Here is a 19698-nt window from a genome sequence, read left to right as displayed (position 1 = left end):
GCTACCGCCACGCTTGCCGTCAATGTGCCAGCGGGGCACTTGAGTTGGAGGCGAGCAGCCAGTGACACCTATCAGCCGCAGAGGATTCGTGGGGATCGGCGCCGGGCTGATGGCAGGGGCGTCCCTGCCCGCGATCGCGCCGACCTCGGCGGCCGCGGCCACCGCGTCCGGCACGATCACCGACGTGAAGCACGTGGTGATCCTGATGCAGGAGAACCGCAGCTTCGACCACTACTTCGGCAAGCTGAAGGGCGTCCGGGGGTTCGGCGACCGCGCGGCCGGCAACATCCCGGGCGGCTGGGGCATGTTCAACCAGCCCAACTGGGGCGGCCGCCACTACCCGTGGAAGCTCAGCTCCACCCCGCCGGCGGGCGGCGTCGACGGCGAGACCCTCGCCCAGTGCAACGGCGACCTCCCGCACAGCTGGACCTCGCAGCACGCGGCCTGGAACAAGGGCCGCATGGACAACTTCGTCACCGGCGTCGGCAACACCCGCACCCTGGGCTACCTCGACCGCGGCGACATACCGTTCCACTACGGCCTCGCCGACAACTACACCATCTGCGACGCCTACTTCTGCTCCACCCTGAGCGCGACCGGCCCCAACCGCACCTTCCTGTGGAGCGGCAAGATCGACGCGGGCAGCAAAGACGGCGGCGACGAGTCCGGGCTGACCTGGGAGACGTACGCGGAGGCCCTGCAGCGCGCCGGGATGAGCTGGAAGGTGTACCAGAACGCCCAGGACAACTACGGGGACAACGGGCTCGCCTACTTCAAGAAGTTCACGGACGCCTCCCCCGGCAACCCCCTGTGGGACCGGGGCATGGGCTCCGTCCCCAAGGTCACCGGCTCCACCCCCGACGACATCGCCGCCGCCATCCGCGCGGACGTCGTCGCCGGCACCCTCCCCCAGGTCTCCTGGGTCGTGGCGAACGAGGCCTTCTCCGAGCACCCGTACGCCCCGCCCGGTGACGGCGCGCACTTCGTGGACCTGGTCTACCGGGCGCTCTCGGCGAACCCGGAGGTCTTCGACTCCACCGTCCTCTTCCTCAACTACGACGAGAACGACGGCTTCTTCGACCACGTCCCGCCGCCGATCGCCCCGCCCGGCACGCCCGGCGAGTACATCGACGGCACCCCGATCGGACTCGGCTTCCGGGTCCCGATGATCGTGATGTCCCCGTGGACCCGCGGCGGCTGGGTGAGCTCCGAGGTCTTCGACCACACCTCCGTGCTGCGCTTCATGGAGACGTGGACGGCGGCGCTGGGCACCCCGGCCACCTGTCCGAACATCAGCGCGTGGCGCCGCAAGGTCGTCGGCGACCTGACCGGCGTCTTCGACTTCGCGCACCCGGTCTACGGGGTTCCCGCCGGCCTGCCGTCGACCGCCAAGGTCATCGGTCAGGCGACCTGCGGCCCGCTCCCCAACCCGGTGCCGCAGGACAACGCGCTGCCCGCGCAGGAGGCCGGGACGCGGCCCGCGCGGGCCCTTCCGTACCAGGTCAACGGGAACCTGGACCGCTTCGAGTTCGGGGCGGCGGGCAAGATCCTGGCCTGGTTCTCGATGACGAACGCGGGCACGGAGGCGAAGCGGCCGGCGCACTTCTCGATCCACCCGCACCAGTACCGGGACACCGCGGCCTGGCAGTACACGGTCGACCCGGGCGCGACGTCGACGGACTACTTCAACATCGGGCTCGGCAGCGGCTCCGGCAAGTACGACATCTCGATGCACGGGCCGAACCGCTTCCTGCGGCGCTTCATCGGCGACGCGTCGAAGGCGGGCAAGTCGATCGAGGTCGCGTCCCGCTTCGCGGTGGAGCCGGGCACCGGCAAGACGGCGCTCTACTTCAAGATGACGAACGCCTCGGCCTCGCCGGTCACCTTCACGATCCGCGCGAACGCCTACCGCGCGGACGGCCCGTGGACGTACACCGTGCCGGCGAACTCCTCGCGCGAGGACCACTTCAACGCCGTCGCCTACCACAACGGCTGGTACGACTTCACGGTCCTCGCCGACTCCGACGGCACCTGGTCGCGCCGCTACACGGGCCACATCGAGACGGGCGCCCCGAGCATCAGCGGCAGCTAGAGGACGTCGCCGTCGCGCCAGTCGAACCGCAGCGGCCCGGCGGCGGGGTCGAGGAGCACCCCGCCGCCGGGCGGCGTCCACACGTACGTCGAGCCCTCTTCCTCGGGCAGCCGCTCGGGCCCGCCGGGCCCGAGCACCCCGATCTCCCCGCCCCACACCCGCCAACCGCGGCCCGCGTACAGCCGGGCCCCGTCGGCGGAGGCGCTGAGGGCCCCGAGCACGTAGGCCCGCTCGACGACTCCCTCGACCGCCTCCATCACCACGCCGCCGAGCCCGCGCCGACGCCGGCCGGCCCGCACGGCCACGGCCTCGACGTACCCGGTGCGCAGCGCCCGGCCCCGGTGCAGGACCCGCCGCTGCACGACGCTCCCGTGCGCGACGAGCGCGTCCGCCTCGTACACCAGCACGTGCATGCCGCCCAGCGCGTGCTCGAAGTCCTCGTCCCCGAAATCCCCCTCGAAGGCCCCGTCGAGCAACTCCCGCACCCGCCGCAGCTCCTCCCGGGTGAGTTGCGCGGTGTGCCGCAGCGAGACGTCCCGTCCGGTTTCCGTGCCCTCGTCACCCATCCGGGGACCGTATCAAGCGGGCTCCCCCACCCGCCGTATCCGCTATGCGGACATGAAATATCACCCACCGGCCAGATTGGGCCGCCGCAACTCTGGCGGTCTGGACCATTGGCTCGGCAGACTCGCCCCATGTCGCCCGATACCCAGCAGTGGACGCCGATCCACGGCCAGCCGTACCGCCCCGCCCCCTATCGCCCCGAGCGGATGCCGACCGGGGAATCCCTCGCGCGCGCCGCCGAGTTGCGGACGCGGATGGACGAGCGCAGGACCGTACGCCACTTCTCCACCGACCCGGTGCCCGAACAGGCGGTCCGGGACGCCATCGCGTGCGCCGCGACCGCGCCCTCCGGCGCCCACCAGCAGCCGTGGACCTTCGTCCTGGTCAAGGACCCGGCCGTACGGGAACAGATCCGCGCGGCCGCCGAGCAGGAGGAGCAGCTGTCCTACGACGGCCGGCTCGGCGAGGAGTGGCTGGCGGCCCTGCGCCCCATCGGCACGGACGCCGTGAAGACCCACCTCACCGACGCCCCGGCCCTGATCGTGGTCTTCCAGCAGCGCTACTGGCTCGGCGAGGACGGCACGAAGCACAAGCACTACTACGTCGACGAGTCGGTCGGCATCGCGGTCGGCATGCTCCTGTCGGCCCTCCACCTCTCCGGCCTGGCCGCCCTGATCCACACACCGAGCCCGATGCGCTTCCTCTCCCACGTCCTGAACCGCCCCGAGAACGAGAAGGCCTTCGCGGTCATCCCGGTCGGCTACCCGTCGGACGCCTGCGAGGTCCCGGACCTGGTCCGCAAGTCCCTGGACCAGGTCCTGGTCGAGGTCTAGGTCTAGGTCTAGGTCTACGTCTGCGTAGGCCGCCGGACATGGAAACCGCCCCCGCTCCGGACTTGGGGGTACCGGAACGGGGGCGGGGTTCAGCGGGCGGAGGTCAGCCCATGTGGGGGTAGCCGTAGTCGGTCGGGGCCACCAGGGTCTCCTTGATGGAGCGGGTCGAGGTCCAGCGCATCAGGTTCGATGCCGCGCCGGCCTTGTCGTTGGTGCCCGAAGCACGGCCGCCGCCGAAGGGCTGCTGGCCGACGACGGCGCCGGTCGACTTGTCGTTGATGTAGAAGTTGCCCGCCGCGAAGCGGAGCTTCTCCATCGCGTCGGCCGCCGCGTAGCGGTCCTGCGCGATGACGGCGCCGGTCAGGGCGTACGCCGAGACGGACTCCATCTGCGCGAGCATCGCGTCGAACTCGGCGTCCTCGTAGACGTGGATCGCCAGGATCGGGCCGAAGTACTCGGTCGTGAAGACCTCGTTCGCCGGGTCGGTGCACGCGATGACGGTCGGGCGGACGAAGTAGCCCTCCGAGTCGTCGTACGTGCCGCCCGCGACGATCTCGCAGGTCGGGTCCGCGGCGGCGCGGTCGATCGCGGCCTTGTTCTTCGCGAAGGAACGCTCGTCGATGACGGCGCCGATGAAGTTCGTCAGGTCGCGGACGTCGCCCATGGTGATGCCGTCGACCTCGGCCGCGAAGGCCTCCTTGAAGCCGTCGTTCCAGATCGAGGCCGGGACGTAGGCGCGCGAGGACGCCGAGCACTTCTGGCCCTGGTACTCGAAGGAGCCGCGGGTCAGGGCGGTCTTCAGGATCGCGCGGTCCGCGGACGGGTGCGCGACGACGAAGTCCTTGCCGCCGGTCTCGCCGACCAGGCGCGGGTAGGACTTGTAGTTCTCGATGTTGGTGCCGACCGTCTTCCACAGGTACTGGAAGGTCTTGGTCGAACCGGTGAAGTGGATGCCCGCCAGCTCGGGGTGGGTCAGCGCCACGTCGGAGACGGCGATGCCGTCGCCCGTCACCAGGTTGATGACGCCCTTCGGCAGGCCGGCCTCCTCCAGCAGCTCCATGAGGAGGACCGCGGAGTGGGTCTGCGTCGGGGACGGCTTCCACACGACCACGTTGCCCATCAGGGCCGGGGCGGTCGGCAGGTTGCCGGCGATGGCCGTGAAGTTGAAGGGGGTGATCGCGTAGACGAAGCCCTCGAGCGGGCGGTGGTCGCTGCGGTTCCACACGCCGGCGGAGTTCGCGACCGGCTGCTCGGCCAGGATCTGGCGGGCGAAGTGGACGTTGAAGCGCCAGAAGTCGACGAGCTCGCACGGGGTGTCGATCTCGGCCTGCTGCGCGGTCTTCGACTGACCCAGCATGGTGGAGGCGGCCAGCTTCTCGCGCCACGGGCCGGACAGCAGCTCGGCGGCGCGCAGGATGATCGCGGCGCGGTCGTCGAAGGACATCGCGCGCCAGGCCGGGGCGGCGGCGAGAGCGGCGTCGACGGCCTCCTGGGCGTCGGCCCGCGTGGCGTTCGCGTAGGTGCCGATGACCGACTTGTGGTCGTGGGGCTGCACGACGTCGAAGCGCTCGCCGCCGCCCATCCGCTTGACGCCGTTGATCGTCATCGGGAGGTCGATCGGGTTCTCGGACAGCTGCTTCAGCTGGATTTCGAGACGTGCGCGCTCCGGGGTGCCGGGGGCGTACGAGTGGACCGGCTCGTTGACCGGCACGGGGACCTGGGTTACAGCGTCCATGATGCGGGGTGCTCCTTGAGCTAGTGGGAGGGCCTAGTTCTTGGTGATCATCGAGCGGAGGAAGAAGAGCAGGTTGGCGGGCTTCTCCGCGAGGCGCCGCATGAAGTAGCCGTACCAGTCGGTCCCGTAGGCCGTGTAGACGCGCATGCGGTGGCCCTCGGCGGCCAGCCGCAGGTGCTCCTCGCTGCGGATGCCGTACAGCATCTGGAACTCGTACTCGTCCAGCTTGCGCCCCGCCTTGCGGGCGAGCTCCTGGCCGATGGCGATCAGGCGCGGGTCGTGGGACCCGATCATCGGGTAGCCCTCGCCCTCCATCAGGATCTTCAGGATGCGGACGTACGCCTTGTCGATCTCCGCCTTGTCCTGGTACGCGACCTCGGCGGGCTCCTTGTAGGCGCCCTTCACGATGCGTACGCGGCTGCCGGACGCGGCCAGGCGGCGGGCGTCGGCCTCGGTGCGGAACAGGTACGCCTGGATCACGCAGCCGGTCTGCGGGAACGTGCGGCGCAGCTCCTCGTGGATGGCGAACATCGAGTCGAGGGTGGTGTGGTCCTCGGCGTCCAGGGTCACCGTGGTGCCGATGGCGGCGGCGGCCTCGACGACCGGGCGGACGTTGGCGAGGGCCAGTTCGTGGCCGCCTTCCAGCGCCTGGCCGAACATCGACAGCTTCACCGACATCTCGACGGTCTCACCGAGGCCCAGGTGGGCGAGCTGCTCGATGAGCTCCAGGTACGCGTCACGCGCGGCGTGGGACTGCTCCACCGTGGTGATGTCCTCGCCGACGACGTCGAGGGTCACCTCCAGGCCCTTGGCGGTGAGGTCCTCGACGATCGGGATGACCTGGTCGACCGTCTCACCGGGGATGAACCGGTTCACCACGGGCTTGGTCACCGGGGCGGCAGAGACGATTCGGCGCATCTTGTCGCTGCGCGAGGCGGCGAGGATCGCGGGACCCAGCACGGGGTACCTCCAACGGGTGGCGGGCAGAAGCCGACATTCGCCCCGCGCCGGGACGACGGAGGCCATAAGGAAAACGCGAGTAAAACCACCGTGAAACCTAGGGATCTCCCCGATCCTCTGCCATCGACAGCTGTCACGCATCCGTGGCCCGGATCTCATACATCTGTCTGAAGAGCGGGGTCGGGAGTGGGAGAATGTGCGGGTGAAGGGCGATTACCAGGACCTGGTGGACGAGATCTCGGCGCTGCTCGGCGCTCCGGCGACGCTGGAGAACCGGGACTTCCGCCTCATCGCCTTCGGCGCGCACGACAGCGACGACGATCTGGCCATGGACCCCGTACGGACCCGCTCGATCCTGACCCGCCAGTCGACGGCGGCCGTCCGGTCCTGGTTCGAGGGCTTCGGCATCGCCCGCGCCACCGGACCGGTCAGGATCCCGGCGGCCCCGGACGCCGGCGTCTTCCGCGGGCGGATCTGCCTGCCGGTGCGCTACCGCGGGATCGTCCAGGGCTACGTGTGGCTCCTCGACCAGGAGCCCGGCCCCGACGCGGAGGCCCTGGCCGCCGCCATGGAGGTGGCCCAGCGGATCGGGCTGCTGCTCGCGGAGGAGGCCCGGGCGGGCGCCGACCTGTCCCGCGAGTTCCTCGCCGTGCTCACCGCCGGGCGCGGCTGGCAGCAGGACATGGCGGTGACCGCGCTACGGGTGGCACTGGGCCCGGGCGGCGAGGGACCGCACGCCGCGGTCTGCGTGAGCCCCTGGCGGGGCGAGGCCCCGGCTTCGGTCCCGGGAGCGGCGGCCGTGTGCGTGGTCCCCTGGCGGGGGGCCGGCGAGCAGGAGCCCCACCAGGGCGGCGGGCCCGCGGGGCAGTGCCTCGCGGTGCTGATCCGGCTGCGGGGCGCGGACCCGCTGGCTCCGGCCCTCACGGCGATCTCCCGCCTGATGCCCCGCCCGGCCGGCGGGGCGGGCGGCACCGGCCTCGGCAGCGGCCTCGGCCCCGCCTCACCGAAGGCCGGTGGCACCGGCCCCTCCTCCCCCAAGGCCGGCGGCACCGCCCGCACCGCGCCCGCCGGCGGCAAGCCCGCCGCCCCCGGGGCGGCCACCGGAGTGACCGCCGGGGTGTCCGACCCCGTGCGGGCGCTCGCCGAACTGCCCGCCGCCTGGCAGCAGGCCACCGCCGCCGCCCGGGCCGCCGCCGCCGGGCCACGGCTCGGCCCGGTCGCGCAGTGGTCCGCGATCGGGCCCTACCGCATGCTGGCCTCCGTCGCCGAGGAGGCCCTGGACGACCCGGTCGCCCGCGCCCTGGGCGGGCCGGCCAATCCCGAACTGGCCCGGACCGCCGAGGTGTTCCTGGACTGCGCCGGCCAGGCGGGCCGCGCGGCGGCGGCCCTGGGGATCCACCGCCAGACCCTGTACTACCGCCTGTCCCGGGTGGAGCAGCTGACCGGTCTCGACCTGGACGAGGGCGAGGACCGCCTGCTCCTCCACATGGCCCTCAAGGCGGCCCGCCTGCACGGCTAGGCCGTCTCTCTCGAACCATGCCGGTCCCGCCCCGTCTGCCAGTACCGTGGGGGCGTGCCGGAGCAGCAGCCGATAGCCCTCGTCCTCGCCTCAACCCCCTTCGAACGCAACGCCGTTCGCGAGCATCTCGAAGGGACCCTGGAGCTCGTCCACCCCGACGGAATCCGGGTCGAGAAGGGTCTGCTGCCGGGCACCTCCTGGCAGGTCGTCATCGGCGGCCCGGGGGCGGGCGCCGGGCAGGCGGACGCCGTGGCCGCACTGCTCGTCGACTGGCTGCAGCCCGAGGCCGTCTTCTTCGTGGGTGTCGCCGGCGGTGTGAAGGGCAGCGTCGCGATCGGGGACGTCGTCGTCAGCACGCGGACATACGACATCCGCGGCACCGGTCAGACCCCGACAACCGAAGAGTCCTCGGTCCGCCCGGAGGTCGTCCCGGCCTCGTACGTGCTCGAAGAGGCGGCCCGTTCCGCCCTGTGGGGCATGCCGAACATGCAGGCCCACTTCGGGCCGATCGCCGCGAGCGACGCGCTTCTGCCGACCTCCGCCTACGGAGTTGCCCGGTTCCTCCGCCGCCACCACATCGGCGACGCCCTCGCGATCGCCCTGGAGGGCCCCTGGCCGACTCTGGCGGCCGTCCCGGGTCAGCGGCCGCCGACCCTGATGATCTGTGGCATCAGCGACCGGTTCGGCGCTGCCGGCACGTCCAACTCCCGCGTCGCGCAGGAGTGGGCCGCCCAGCGAGCCGCCTCGGCGCTGAGGGCGGTGCTGCGCAGCCACCGGCCAAAGGCCGAGGGTGTTCCGGGGCACCGCTACGCGATCCTCGTGGGGGTCTCTCAGTACACGTCGCCCGAGCTGAACCTGCCCGGGGTCGTGGGCGACGTACAGGCCCTCGCCGAGGTCCTCTCCCGGATGGGGTACGAGCGTGCCCTGACCGACGTGTCCGTCAATCCGACCTCGGCCGAGCTGCGCGGCGCCCTCCGCAGGTGGACGAGGGCGACACGGCTGGGGCCGGACGACGTCCTGTTCGTGTACTTCGCCGGTCACAGCGCCGAACACGGCGGCCGCCAGTACCTGCTCTGCTCGGACGACGGCGTGAGCGACTTCCCGCACGCGGCCGTCCCCGCGGACGAGTTCACCCGCCTGGCGACGGACCAGCTGGCCGGGCACTCGCTCATCGTCCTCGACGTCTGCACCAGCGGCTCGGCCGCAGGGGCCGCGACCCTACGGGCCCTCCAGGCGGGGAACACCCGGCCGTCGGAGGGAAGAACCTGGGTCCTCACCTCGGCCCAGGACCACGTGGCCGGGGAGATCGGCACGCTCACGCGGGCGCTGCGGGAGGTGCTCACCGAACCGTCGGCCGACAAGCGGCAGCGCTTCCTCGCCGTCCCGTCGGTGGCCGAGAGCGTGCGGAGGCGGCTCGGCGCCCGCCACCTGCCCAAGCGGTTGTGGATGGTCGGCCCGGGGGCGAGCGGGGAGGACCCGTTCTTCCCCAATCCGGCGTACGTACCCGGCCTTCCGCCGGACGCGCTCGACATCTCCAGTACCGCCCGGATCCGCCGGGAACAGGACGACCACTTCGCGGCACCCGCCCGGGGCGTGGCGCACGCGTCGGTCGAGGGGGACCTCTTCGTCGGGCGCGTGGAGGCGTTGAGCGCACTCACCGAGTGGCTCTCCTCGCCGGGCGGCGACAACGAGACGCTCGCCGTCACGGGCGCTCCGGGCAGCGGCAAGTCCGCGCTGCTCGGCCGCCTCATCTCCCTCATGGACCCCGACAGCACGGCCCGGCTGAGCCTGTCGCCCCGGGTGGCTCCGCCACCGGACGCGGCCCTCATCGCGCTGAGCTGCCGTACGGCGTCGCCCTCGGACATCACCACACAGCTCTCGGCGGCGCTCGGCCTGCCAGCGACCGCCGACCGCCACGACCTGTTCACGGCACTCGGCGCACGCGCCGACCCCCTGGTGATCCTCCTCGACAGCCTCGACGAGACCCCGGACGCCGGACGGATCGCCACCGACCTCGTCGGTCCCCTGAGCCTCCTTCCGGGGGTGCGGGTGGTCGTCGGCACGCGCCGGCACCAGCTCGGCTCGCTCGGCCCGGCCGTCCGGGTCGTCGACCTCGACGAGCCGCCCTACCGCGACGACGAGGACGTCCGCGCCTACGCCCGCCACCTGCTCGACCAGGCTCCCCTGCTGCCCGAGCGGGGTTCCCTCCGCTACGCCGGCGATCCGGCCCGCGCCGAGGCCGAGGCCGCGGCCATCGCCCGGAGCGCGCGGGGCTCCTTCCTCACCGCGCAACTGCTGGCCCGCGCCCTGCTGGAGAGCGGGGCGACGCCGAGCGTCGAGGAGGTGTACGCGAGCCTCTGGGACCAGCGCGTCCACGACGAGGAAAGCCCCTCCCGCTTCACAGGCCTGCTGCTGCCCCTCGCCTACGCCCAGGGAAGGGGACTGCCGCGCGAGCTCTGGGCTCCGCTGGCCGAGGCGCTCACGGACGAGCCCCGCACGGACGAGGACGTGCGCGCGCTCCTCGCCCAGCCGGACGGGCTCGTCACCGAGGACCGGGACGAGGGCGTCACCGTCTACCGGTTCTTCCACCAGACGTTCGCGGAACACCTGCGGTCCACCGGCCAGGACCGGGAGCGGCACCGCCGCATGGCCCTCGCCCTCATCAGGCACGTACCGGTCGGCCCGTCCGGTGAGCGGGACTGGCAGGCGGCGAGCCCCTACATCCGCCGGCACCTCGTCACCCACGCGGCGGCGGGCCGCGTCCTCGACGACCTGCTGACGGACGCCGCCTTCCTGCGCCATGCCGCGCCGGAACCGCTGCTGCGGGCTCTCCAGGACCGCGCCACCACCGGCTCCGCCCCCTCACCGTCCGGCGCCCGGCCCACCGACCCCGCACCCACCGGCCCTTCCCCCACCGGCCCTTCGCCCGTCACCGACGACGGGACGGCCCAGGAGGCCGTCTCGCGCCTGCTCTCCACACGACCCGTCGTCCTCGTCGTCGCCACCGAGTGGTTCTCCGCGCACGGCGGCCTGAGCAGTTTCAACCGCCACCTGTGCGCGGCGCTGGCGGCCGCCGGGGCACAGGTCTTCTGCACCGTCCTGAAAATGAGCGGCGCCGAGGAACTCGACGCGCGGGACAAGCACGTCACCCTCCTGTGCCACCCGGGTGCGCCCGGCGCCCCCGAATACGGCCGGCTCTCCCGCCGGCCCCTCATCCCGCTGGCACCCCACCTCATCATCGGCCACGGGCGGATCACCGGACCGGTGGCCGCGCACCTGCAGGAGGACTACTTCCCGAAGGCCCGCCGACTGCACATCATCCACATGGCGCCCGACGAGATCGAGTGGCACAAACTCGACGACACCACGGACCGGGCCCAACGCGCCGAGGAGCGCACGCAGATCGAGCACGAGTTGGCGGCCACCGCCCACCGCGCCTTCGCCGTCGGCCCCCGGCTGCACGGGCGGTTCGCCAACGCGCTCTGGGATGCCGAAGCGCCGCCGCTGCAGCAGCTCAACCCGGGCTTCGACCTGCGGACCGGGGCCCTTCCCGCCCCGCGCACCCCGCCACCCGGGCTTCCCCTCACGGTGCTCCTGGCCGGACGGACCGACGAGGCCAAGCTCAAGGGAGTCGACTTGGCGGCCCGCGCCCTGGGCCTGGTGCACGATCTGCGGACCAAGGCGTCGACCGACCCGGTGGAACTCCTCGTGCGCGGGGCTCCGACTGGCGAGGGAGGCGACCAGCGGGAGGACATCGTCGACTGGTCGCGCGTTCCCGCGCTGAACGTGACCGTACGCGGCTTCTCGCCGAACCCCGGCCCCCTCGACCGGGACATGGGCTGCGCAAGTCTGGTCATCATGCCCTCCCGCTCGGAGGGGTTCGGCATGATCGGGGCCGAGGCCGTCATCCGCGGCGTGCCCCTGCTGGCGAGCGGGAACAGCGGGCTGGCCCAGCTCCTGCGCGACGAGTTGCGCGGTGACGCCGAGGACCTCATCGTCCCTGTCACGATGGACTCCGACCGGGACGCCGCCGTGTGGGCCGAGCGGATCGAACGGTGCCTCGCCGACCGGGAGACCGCCTACACCCGGATCGCCGAGCTGCGCGGCCGCCTCGCCGCCCTCGTGACCTGGGAGGCGGCGGCCGCGCTCATCCTGGCCGAGGCGCCGCCGCAGCCCTGAGCGGACGCCGGGCCGCGGGCCGCCCGGCGCTCCCCCGGGGTCAGGACGCGGAACCCTCCCCCGGACCCGCCTTCGCCATCGCCGCCACCGCCCGCCGCATCCCCTCCGTCAGCTCCGCCGGGGTCGCGGCCGACGCGGGGTCGAAGAGCCACTGGAGCATGAAGCCGTTCAGCAGGGCCTGGTAGAAGGCGCCGGCGGTCCGCAGGTCCTCCTCCGTCAGGTCCTCCTCCGGTACGCCGGTGAACATCGAGACCAGCCCCTTGCGGCCCTCCCCCTGCGAGGCGGCGAGCAGGGCGCGCAGTTCGGGGAGGCGGTCCCGGGTGAGTGCGACCTCCATGCTGGCCGCCCAGACCGGGCCGGACGCCTCGTGGCCGGCGTGCACCCCGTCCCATACCGAGCGGAAGCGCTCCAACGAGCCGCCCTCGCCCGTCACTCCGGACGTGAACTGGTCACCCCACTCCTGGATGACGGCGAGGAACGCCTCCGTCATGAGGGCGTCCTTGGAGCCGTAGTGGTAGCCGATCGAGGCCAGGTTCGCCCCCGAGGCCTTGACGATGTCGCGGGCGGTCGTCCCCACGAAACCCTTCTCGACCAGGCACTTCTTGGCGCCTTCCAGCAAGTCTTCGCGATGTCCCATGGCCTCACGGTAGCCAAGACGACCGCCCAAGACAAACGTCCTACACATTCGTTCCATACGATCGTCCTAGGCAACAGTATATGACGCTTGTGCATTGCTGCCTGTGAGAACCCCGCAGCACGCCTCGCCGGTCGCCGGGAATGGACCGCCTTCACCGTTCCCCTGCTCCCCCTGCTCCTGGTCTCGATGGACGTCTCCGTCCTCTACTTCGCCATCCCGGCCATCACCCGGGGGCTGGACCCCAGCGCCACCCAGCAGTTCTGGATCTGCGACAGCTACGCTGCTCATCGCGGCCCGGGTGCTGCTCGGCATCGGCGGCGCGACCCTGATGCCGTCCACGCTCGCCCTCGTCCGCAACCTCTTCCAGGCCGACCGGCAGCGCGGCAAGGCCATCGCGATCTGGTCCGGCGCCATGACCGGCGGGATCGCCCTCGGCTCGGTGCTCAGCGGGGTGATGCTGAACCACTTCTGGTGGGGCTCCGTCTTCCTGATCAACGTGCCCGCGATGCTGCTTCTGCTGGTACTGGTCCCCGTGCTGGTCCCCGAGTTCAAGGATCCGGCGCCCGGCCGCTTCGACCTGCTGAGCGTGCCGCTGTCGATGGCCGCCGTGCTGCCGGTGGTCTTCGGCCTCAAGGCGACCGCCGTCGCGGGCTTCGCCCCGCTCCCCGCGGGCTGCCTCGCCGCCGGCCTGGCCTTCGGGTACCTCTTCGTGCGCCGCCAGCGCACCCGCGGCGACGCCATGATCTCCCGGGTCCTCTTCCGGGGGCGCGGCTTCGGCGCCGGCGTCGGCCTGAACGCCGTCGCCGCCTTCGCCATCATGGGCTCGGCCTTCTTCACCACGCAGTACCTGCAGTCGGTGCTCGGCATGGGCACCCTGGAAGCCGCCCTCTGGAGCCTCGCCCCCTCGGTCCTGATCGGCGCGGCCGCCCCCGTCGGTGCGGCCCTCGCCCAGAAGACCGACCGGGCCCACGTCATCGCGGCCGGCTTCGTCCTCGCCGCCGCCGGGTTCGCCCTGATCAGCCTGGTGGACACCGACTCGCTGTGGCTGCTGCTGACCGGAGCCGGGGTCCTCGCCTGCGGCATCGTCACCGTCATGTCCCTGGTCTCGGACATGGCGCTCGGCTCCGCCCCGGCCGAGAAGGCCGGCTCGGCCGCCTCCCTGCTGGAGACCGGCCAGGAGTTCGGCGGCGCCCTCGGGATGGCCGTCCTGGGCAGCCTGGGCACGGCCGTCTACCGCTCCGACCTGGTCGGCTCCGAGCCCGCCGTGCGGGAGACCCTGGGCGGGGCCGTGGCCGCCGCGCAGGAGCTCGGCGGCGCGGCCGGCGGGCAGGTCCTGACAGCGGCCCGGGAGGCCTTCGTCCACGGCATGCAGTACGCGGCCTGGGGCGGTACGGTCCTGCTCCTCGCGGCGGCGGTGCTCGCCGCGGCCCTGCTCCGCGGACGTGAGGCCCGGGCCCAGGCTCCGGCGGAGCCGGCCACGGCCCGCGAAGCACTCGCGCACTGAGCGGCGTAGCGGGGCGGGACATGCGAAAGGGCCCGGGGTCTCCCCCGGGCCCTTCGCTGCGTCCGCTGCCGGAACGTCAGCCGAGGCTGACCGTGCGGGCCGAGACGGCGCCGATCTCGGTGGCGATGTCCGCGAGGACGTTCACCGGGGCCTCGGCGTCGACCGTGAGGACCGCGAGGGCCTCGCCGCCCTCTTCGGCGCGGGCGACCTGCATGCCCGCGATGTTGAGGCCGGCCTCGCCGAGGATGCGGCCGACGGTGCCGACCACGCCCGGACGGTCGGTGTAGCGCAGGACGATCATGTGATCGGCGAGCGCCAGGTCCACGTCGTACTCGCCGATGCCGACGATCTTCAGCAGGTGCTTCGGACCCACGAGCGTGCCGGAGACCGAGACCTCCGAACCGTCCGACAGGGTGCCGCGCACGGTCACCACGTTGCGGTGGTCCGGGGACTCCGACGAGGTGGTCAGGCGGACCTCGACGCCGCGCTCCTGCGCGAAGAGCGGGGCGTTGACGTAGGAGACCGTCTCGTCGACGACGTCCTCGAAGACACCCTTGAGCGCGGAGAGTTCGAGCACCTTGACGTCGTGCTGGGTGATCTCGCCGCAGACCTCGACGTCGAGGCGGACCGCGACCTCGCCCGCCAGCGCGGTGAAGATGCGGCCGAGCTTCTCGGCGAGCGGCAGGCCGGGACGCACGTCCTCGGCGATGACGCCGCCCTGGACGTTGACCGCGTCGGGCACGAGCTCACCGGCGAGCGCGAGGCGCACCGACTTGGCGACCGAGACACCGGCCTTCTCCTGGGCCTCGTCCGTGGACGCGCCGAGGTGCGGGGTGCAGACGACCTGGTCGAGCTCGAACAGCGGGGAGTCCGTGCAGGGCTCCTTCGCGTACACGTCGAGGCCGGCGCCGGCGACGCGGCCTTCCTTGATGGCCGAGTACAGCGCGGCCTCGTCCACGATCCCGCCGCGGGCGGCGTTGACGATGCGGACGGACGGCTTGACCTTGTGCAGGGCCTCGTCCCCGATGAGACCGAGGGTCTCGGGGGTCTTGGGAAGGTGCACGGTGATGAAGTCGGCGACCTCGAGCAGCTCGTCGAGCGTCAGCATCTTGACGCCCATCTGGGCGGCGCGCGCGGGCTGCACGTAGGGGTCGTACGCGACGATCTTCATGCCGAAGGCCGACATGCGCTGGGCGACCAGGACGCCGATGCGGCCGAGGCCGACGACACCGAGGGTCTTCTCGCTGAGCTCGACACCCGTGTACTTGTTCCGCTTCCACTCGCCGTTCTTCAGGGCGGTGTTGGCCTGCGGAATGTTGCGGGCCGTCGCGACGAGCAGGCCACAGGCCAGCTCGGCGGCGGTGACGATGTTGGAGGTCGGTGCGTTCACGACCATCACGCCGGCCTTGGTGGCGGACGAGACATCGACGTTGTCGAGACCGACGCCCGCACGGGCGACGACCCTCAGCTTCTTGGCCGCGGCGATGGCCTCGGCGTCGACCTTGGTCGCGGAGCGGACCAGGATCGCGTCGACGTCCACGATCGCGGGGAGCAGCTCCGCACGGTCGGCACCGTTGCAGTGCCGGATCTCGAAGTCCGGGCCGAGCGCCTCCACCGTGGCGGGCGACAGCTCTTCGGCAATGAGTACGACAGGTTTCGAGCTCACGTGGGTCCTCACAAGTCCAGTGCGGACGGCCGTCCCGACGGCCGCAGGCGGTGGAGGGGGGTAGCCGCGTGGAAGACGCACGACACTGTGGGCCTGACGCGTTGTGTTGAGCAGTGTAGTGGCGGATCCGGAACGGAATTCCGCCTGTACGGAAGGATCACCCGCACGAGATTGGCCGGGGTGGACAAGCCGTCACCCGGAAGGCCCATCGGGGACCGCCGTACGGGCCTGCGGCCCGTGCGCCGCGGGGCCGGGACGCACCGTCCCGGCCCGCGGCGGAGCGGATCAGCTCTCGTCGTTGTCGACCCAGCTCATCAGCTTGCGGAGCTTCTTGCCGGTGGTCTCGAGCAGGTGCGCCTCGTCGGCGCTCTTGTACTCGTTGTACTTCGGCAGGCCGGCCTTGTACTCGGCCATCCAGGTGTTGGCGAACTCGCCGCTCTGGATCTCCGCGAGGACCTTCTTCATCTCGGCCTTGGTGGCGTCCGTGATGATGCGGGGACCGGTGATGTAGTCGCCCCACTCGGCGGTCTCGGAGACCGACCAGCGCATCTTCTCCAGGCCGCCCTCGTACATGAGGTCGACGATGAGCTTCAGCTCGTGCAGGCACTCGAAGTACGCGATCTCCGGCTGGTAGCCGGCCTCGGTCAGCGTCTCGAAACCGGCCTTCACCAGCGCGGAGGCGCCACCACAGAGAACGGCCTGCTCACCGAACAGGTCGGTCTCGGTCTCCTCGGTGAACGTGGTCTTGATGACGCCGGCGCGCGTGCCGCCGATGCCCGCCGCGTACGACAGCGCGAGCTGGAAGGCGGAGCCGGTGAAGTCCTGCTCGACGGCGGCGATGCAGGGCACGCCGCGGCCTTCCTCGTACTGACGGCGGACCAGGTGACCCGGGCCCTTCGGCGCGACCAGGGCGACGTCCACGTTGGTGGGGGGCTTGATGAAGCCGTACCGGACGTTGAAGCCGTGGCCGAAGAAGAGCGCGTCGCCCTCTTCCAGGTGCGACTCGATGGAGGCGGCGTAGATCTCGGCCTGGAGCGGGTCCGGGGTCAGGATCATGATGACGTTCGCCCAGGCCGCGGCCTCGGCGACGGGCAGGACCTTCAGGCCCTGCTCCTCGGCCTTGGCCTTGGACTTCGAGCCCTCGTGCAGGCCGACGACGACGTCGACGCCGGAGTCACGGAGCGACAGCGCGTGGGCGTGGCCCTGGCTGCCGTAACCGATGACCGCGACCTTGCGGCCCTGGATGATGGACAGGTCGGCGTCGTTCTCGTAGAACAGCTCGGCCACTGGGATATCTCCTTGGTGCGCTGGTGTTGCTCCCACCGTACGGCGGGGAACGGAATACGTGGTTCTCGGTCTCGCCATACGAGCGAGCGAGTGACGAACGGGCGGGGCGCGACCGGGCGGTGGCGTCACCGGCCCGGCAGGGCTCAGGCGCTGCGGTCGAGCGCGCGCAGGCTGCGGTCCGTGATGGACCGGCCGCCGCGCCCTATGGCGATCGTCCCGGACTGGACGAGCTCCTTGATGCCGAAGGGCTCCAGCATCTTGAGCATCGCGCCCAGCTTGTCGGTGCCGCCGGTGGCCTCGATGGTGACGGCCTCCGGGGAGACGTCGACGGTCTTGGCGCGGAACAGCTGGACGATCTCGACGATCTGCGAGCGCGTCTCGTTGTCGGCGCGGACCTTCACCAGAACGAGTTCACGCTCGATGGCGTGGTGCTGCTCCAGCTCGACGATCTTGAGCACGTTGACCAGCTTGTTGAGCTGCTTGGTCACCTGCTCCAGCGGGAGGTCCTCGACGTTCACGACGATGGTGATGCGCGAGATGTCGGGGTGCTCGGTGACACCGACCGCAAGGGAGTCGATGTTGAACCCGCGGCGGGAGAACAGCGCGGCGATCCGGGCGAGGATGCCGGGCGTGTTCTCGACCAGGACGGAGAGCGTGTGCTTGGACATGTGAGTCGTTCTCTCTCTCAGGCTCTCTCGGCTCAGTCGTCTTCGTTGTCGCCGAAGTCGGGGCGGACGCCCCGTGCGGCCATGACCTCGTCGTTCGAGGTTCCGGCGGCGACCATCGGCCACACCATGGCGTCCTCGTGGACGATGAAGTCGATGACGACCGGGCGGTCGTTGATCGCGTTGGCCTCGGCGATGACCTTGTCCAGGTCGGCCGGGTCCTCGCAGCGCAGCGCCACGCAGCCCATGGCCTCGGACAGTTTGACGAAGTCCGGGACGCGGGTGCCCATGCGGGGGGCGGCCGACTCGCCGAGCTGGGAGCCGACGGCCGTGTCGGTGCCCGTCTCGCCCGCGTGCAGGACGGTGTTCGAGTACCGCTGGTTGTAGAACAGGGTCTGCCACTGGCGGACCATGCCCAGCGCACCGTTGTTGATGATCGCGACCTTGATCGGGATGTTGTTCAGGGCGCAGGTGGCCAGTTCCTGATTGGTCATCTGGAAACAGCCGTCGCCGTCGATCGCCCAGACGGTGCGCTCCGGCATGCCGACCTTGGCGCCCATCGCGGCGGGGACCGCGTAGCCCATGGTCCCGGCGCCGCCGGAGTTCAGCCAGGTGCGGGGCTCCTCGTAGTTCACGAAGTGCGAGGCCCACATCTGGTGCTGGCCGACACCGGCCGTGTAGATGGTGCCCTTCGGTGCCAGCTGGCCGATCCGCTCGATGACCTGCTGGGGGGAGAGCGTTCCGTCCTCGGGCAGGTCGTAGCCCAGCGGGTAGGTGTCGCGCCAGCGGTTGAGGTCCTTCCACCAGGCGGTGTAGTCGCCGGCGTTGCCGTCGTTGGCCTCGGCCTGGACGGCCTGGATCAGGTCGGCGATGACCTCGCGGGCGTCACCGACGATCGGGACGTCCACGGCGCGGTTCTTGCCGATCTCGGCCGGGTCGATGTCCGCGTGGATGACCTTGGCGAAGGGGGCGAAGCTGTCCAGCTTGCCGGTGACGCGGTCGTCGAAGCGGGTGCCGAGCGCGATCAGCAGGTCCGACTTCTGGAGGGCGGTCACCGCGGTGACGGCACCGTGCATGCCGGGCATGCCGACGTTCTGCGGGTGGGTGTCCGGGATGGAGCCCAGAGCCATCAGGGTGGTGACGACCGGGACACCGGTGAGCTCGGCAAGGACCTTCAGCTCGGCGGTCGCGCCGGCCTTCATGACGCCGCCGCCGACGTAGAGGACCGGCCGCTTGGCGGCGGCGATCATCTTGGCGGCCTCGCGGATCTGCTTGGCGTGAGGCTTGGTCACCGGCCGGTAGCCGGGGAGGTCCTGGCTCGGCGGCCACGAGAAGGTGGTCTTCGCCTGCAGGGCGTCCTTGGCGATGTCGACCAGCACCGGACCGGGGCGGCCGGTCGAGGCGATGTGGAAGGCCTCGGCGATGGTCCTCGCGATGTCCTCGGCCTTGGTGACCAGGAAGTTGTGCTTGGTGATCGGCATGGTGATGCCGACGATGTCCGCCTCCTGGAAGGCATCGGTGCCGATGGCCTTGGAGGAGACCTGGCCGGTGATCGCGACGAGCGGCACGGAGTCCATGTGCGCGTCGGCGATCGGGGTGACCAGGTTGGTGGCGCCGGGGCCGGAGGTGGCCATGCAGACGCCGACCTTGCCGGTCGCCTGGGCGTAGCCGGTGGCGGCGTGGCCGGCCCCCTGCTCGTGGCGGACCAGGATGTGGCGGACCTTCTTGCTGTCCATCATCGGGTCGTACGCCGGGAGGATGCAGCCCCCCGGAATGCCGAAGACGGTGTCGCACCCCACCTCTTCGAGAGAGCGAATGAGGGACTGCGCACCCGTGACGTGCTCAACTGCGGCGGCGTGGTGTCCGCCGGTACGGGCCCGCGGCTGCGGATGGTGGGCCCCGGTGGCCTGCTCGGTCATCGGCATTCTCTTCTCGAAGCTGAGGGTTTTACGAGGAGGGTGGTACGAGATGCGACGTTGCCAGTGCAACAAAAAACCCCTCGTGCCGGGAGGCAAGCGAGGGGAGCGCGTCGGGTGCGTTGAGCGGGGACATGCTGG

12 protein-coding genes and 1 pseudogene are annotated in these 19698 nt (G+C 71.3%); 5 read left to right on the top strand and 8 right to left on the bottom strand.

All coding sequences use genetic code 11. The features are described 5' to 3' along the window. Nucleotides 1–61: 61 nt before the first annotated feature. Nucleotides 62–2092 carry a phosphocholine-specific phospholipase C gene (locus tag ABZY57_RS09140; RefSeq protein ID WP_356509698.1) on the top strand — a complete coding sequence of 677 codons (2031 nt, stop codon included), beginning with the start codon at nt 62–64 and terminating at the stop codon, nt 2090–2092. Here ABZY57_RS09140 and ABZY57_RS09135 read toward each other — a convergent pair. Continuing rightward, nucleotides 2089–2658, bottom strand: a complete 570-nt coding sequence (locus ABZY57_RS09135; RefSeq protein ID WP_356509697.1) for a GNAT family N-acetyltransferase — start codon at nt 2656–2658, stop codon at nt 2089–2091. The two genes, ABZY57_RS09140 and ABZY57_RS09135, sit on opposite strands and share 4 nt — an antisense overlap. A gap of 129 nt (nt 2659–2787) precedes the next feature. Between ABZY57_RS09135 and ABZY57_RS09130 the strand changes: the two genes are divergently transcribed. After that, complete coding sequence (locus ABZY57_RS09130) at nt 2788–3489, top strand: nitroreductase family protein (RefSeq protein ID WP_356509695.1); 702 nt, start codon at nt 2788–2790, stop codon at nt 3487–3489. A gap of 103 nt (nt 3490–3592) precedes the next feature. Here ABZY57_RS09130 and pruA read toward each other — a convergent pair whose 3' ends face one another. Next, on the bottom strand, nt 3593–5224 hold the full coding sequence (gene pruA, locus ABZY57_RS09125; RefSeq protein ID WP_356509693.1) for an L-glutamate gamma-semialdehyde dehydrogenase: 1632 nt from the start codon (nt 5222–5224) through the stop codon (nt 3593–3595). A gap of 33 nt (nt 5225–5257) precedes the next feature. Beyond that, nucleotides 5258–6184, bottom strand: a complete 927-nt coding sequence (locus ABZY57_RS09120; RefSeq protein WP_356509691.1) for a proline dehydrogenase family protein — start codon at nt 6182–6184, stop codon at nt 5258–5260. Between the two features lie 202 nt (nt 6185–6386). Between ABZY57_RS09120 and ABZY57_RS09115 the strand changes: the two genes are divergently transcribed. Both ABZY57_RS09115 and ABZY57_RS09110 read left to right on the top strand, forming a co-directional pair. After that, complete coding sequence (locus tag ABZY57_RS09115) at nt 6387–7703, top strand: helix-turn-helix domain-containing protein (protein WP_356509689.1); 1317 nt, start codon at nt 6387–6389, stop codon at nt 7701–7703. Nucleotides 7704–7757: 54 nt separating this feature from the next. Beyond that, nucleotides 7758–11882, top strand: a complete 4125-nt coding sequence (locus ABZY57_RS09110) for a caspase family protein (protein WP_356509687.1) — start codon at nt 7758–7760, stop codon at nt 11880–11882. 40 nt (nt 11883–11922) lie between these two features. Here the strand turns inward: ABZY57_RS09110 and ABZY57_RS09105 are convergent, their stop codons facing one another. Then, the gene (locus tag ABZY57_RS09105; protein WP_356509685.1) at nt 11923–12519 is read right to left on the bottom strand and encodes a TetR/AcrR family transcriptional regulator; all 597 of its coding nucleotides are present in this window, start codon (nt 12517–12519) and stop codon (nt 11923–11925) included. A gap of 87 nt (nt 12520–12606) precedes the next feature. Between ABZY57_RS09105 and ABZY57_RS09100 the strand changes: the two are divergent. Beyond that, nucleotides 12607–14023, top strand: a pseudogene (locus tag ABZY57_RS09100) (MFS transporter). 76 nt (nt 14024–14099) lie between these two features. Here the strand turns inward: ABZY57_RS09100 and serA are convergent. The 4 genes from serA to ABZY57_RS09080 all read right to left on the bottom strand — a co-directional run bounded on the left by serA (nt 14100) and on the right by ABZY57_RS09080 (nt 19566). Continuing rightward, on the bottom strand, nt 14100–15689 hold the full coding sequence (gene serA / locus ABZY57_RS09095) for a phosphoglycerate dehydrogenase (protein WP_356509683.1): 1590 nt from the start codon (nt 15687–15689) through the stop codon (nt 14100–14102). Nucleotides 15690–15974: 285 nt separating this feature from the next. Then, on the bottom strand, nt 15975–16976 hold the full coding sequence (gene ilvC / locus ABZY57_RS09090; protein WP_243337812.1) for a ketol-acid reductoisomerase: 1002 nt from the start codon (nt 16974–16976) through the stop codon (nt 15975–15977). A 143-nt stretch (nt 16977–17119) separates the two neighbouring features. Further along, a complete protein-coding gene (ilvN, locus tag ABZY57_RS09085) occupies nt 17120–17644 on the bottom strand; it encodes an acetolactate synthase small subunit (protein ID WP_330332795.1) in 525 nt (174 codons plus the stop codon). 32 nt (nt 17645–17676) lie between these two features. Next, a complete protein-coding gene (locus ABZY57_RS09080) occupies nt 17677–19566 on the bottom strand; it encodes an acetolactate synthase large subunit (protein WP_356509680.1) in 1890 nt (629 codons plus the stop codon). Nucleotides 19567–19698 lie beyond the last annotated feature (132 nt).

Origin of the sequence: Streptomyces sp. NPDC006450 (assembly GCF_040612195.1) — a bacterium.
GTDB lineage: Bacteria > Actinomycetota > Actinomycetes > Streptomycetales > Streptomycetaceae > Streptomyces.
This window is presented reverse-complemented; position numbering and strand designations above follow the sequence as displayed.

Excerpts from the sequence above, each read along its gene's own strand:
- ABZY57_RS09130 (WP_356509695.1), top strand. The coding sequence starts at position 2,788 with ATGTCGCCCGATACCCAGCAGTGGACGCCGATCCACGGCCAGCCGTAC.
- ABZY57_RS09135 (WP_356509697.1), bottom strand. The coding sequence starts at position 2,658 with ATGGGTGACGAGGGCACGGAAACCGGACGGGACGTCTCGCTGCGGCAC.
- ABZY57_RS09080 (WP_356509680.1), bottom strand. The coding sequence starts at position 19,566 with ATGCCGATGACCGAGCAGGCCACCGGGGCCCACCATCCGCAGCCGCGG.
- pruA (WP_356509693.1), bottom strand. The coding sequence starts at position 5,224 with ATGGACGCTGTAACCCAGGTCCCCGTGCCGGTCAACGAGCCGGTCCAC.
- ABZY57_RS09105 (WP_356509685.1), bottom strand. The coding sequence starts at position 12,519 with ATGGGACATCGCGAAGACTTGCTGGAAGGCGCCAAGAAGTGCCTGGTC.
- ilvN (WP_330332795.1), bottom strand. The coding sequence starts at position 17,644 with ATGTCCAAGCACACGCTCTCCGTCCTGGTCGAGAACACGCCCGGCATC.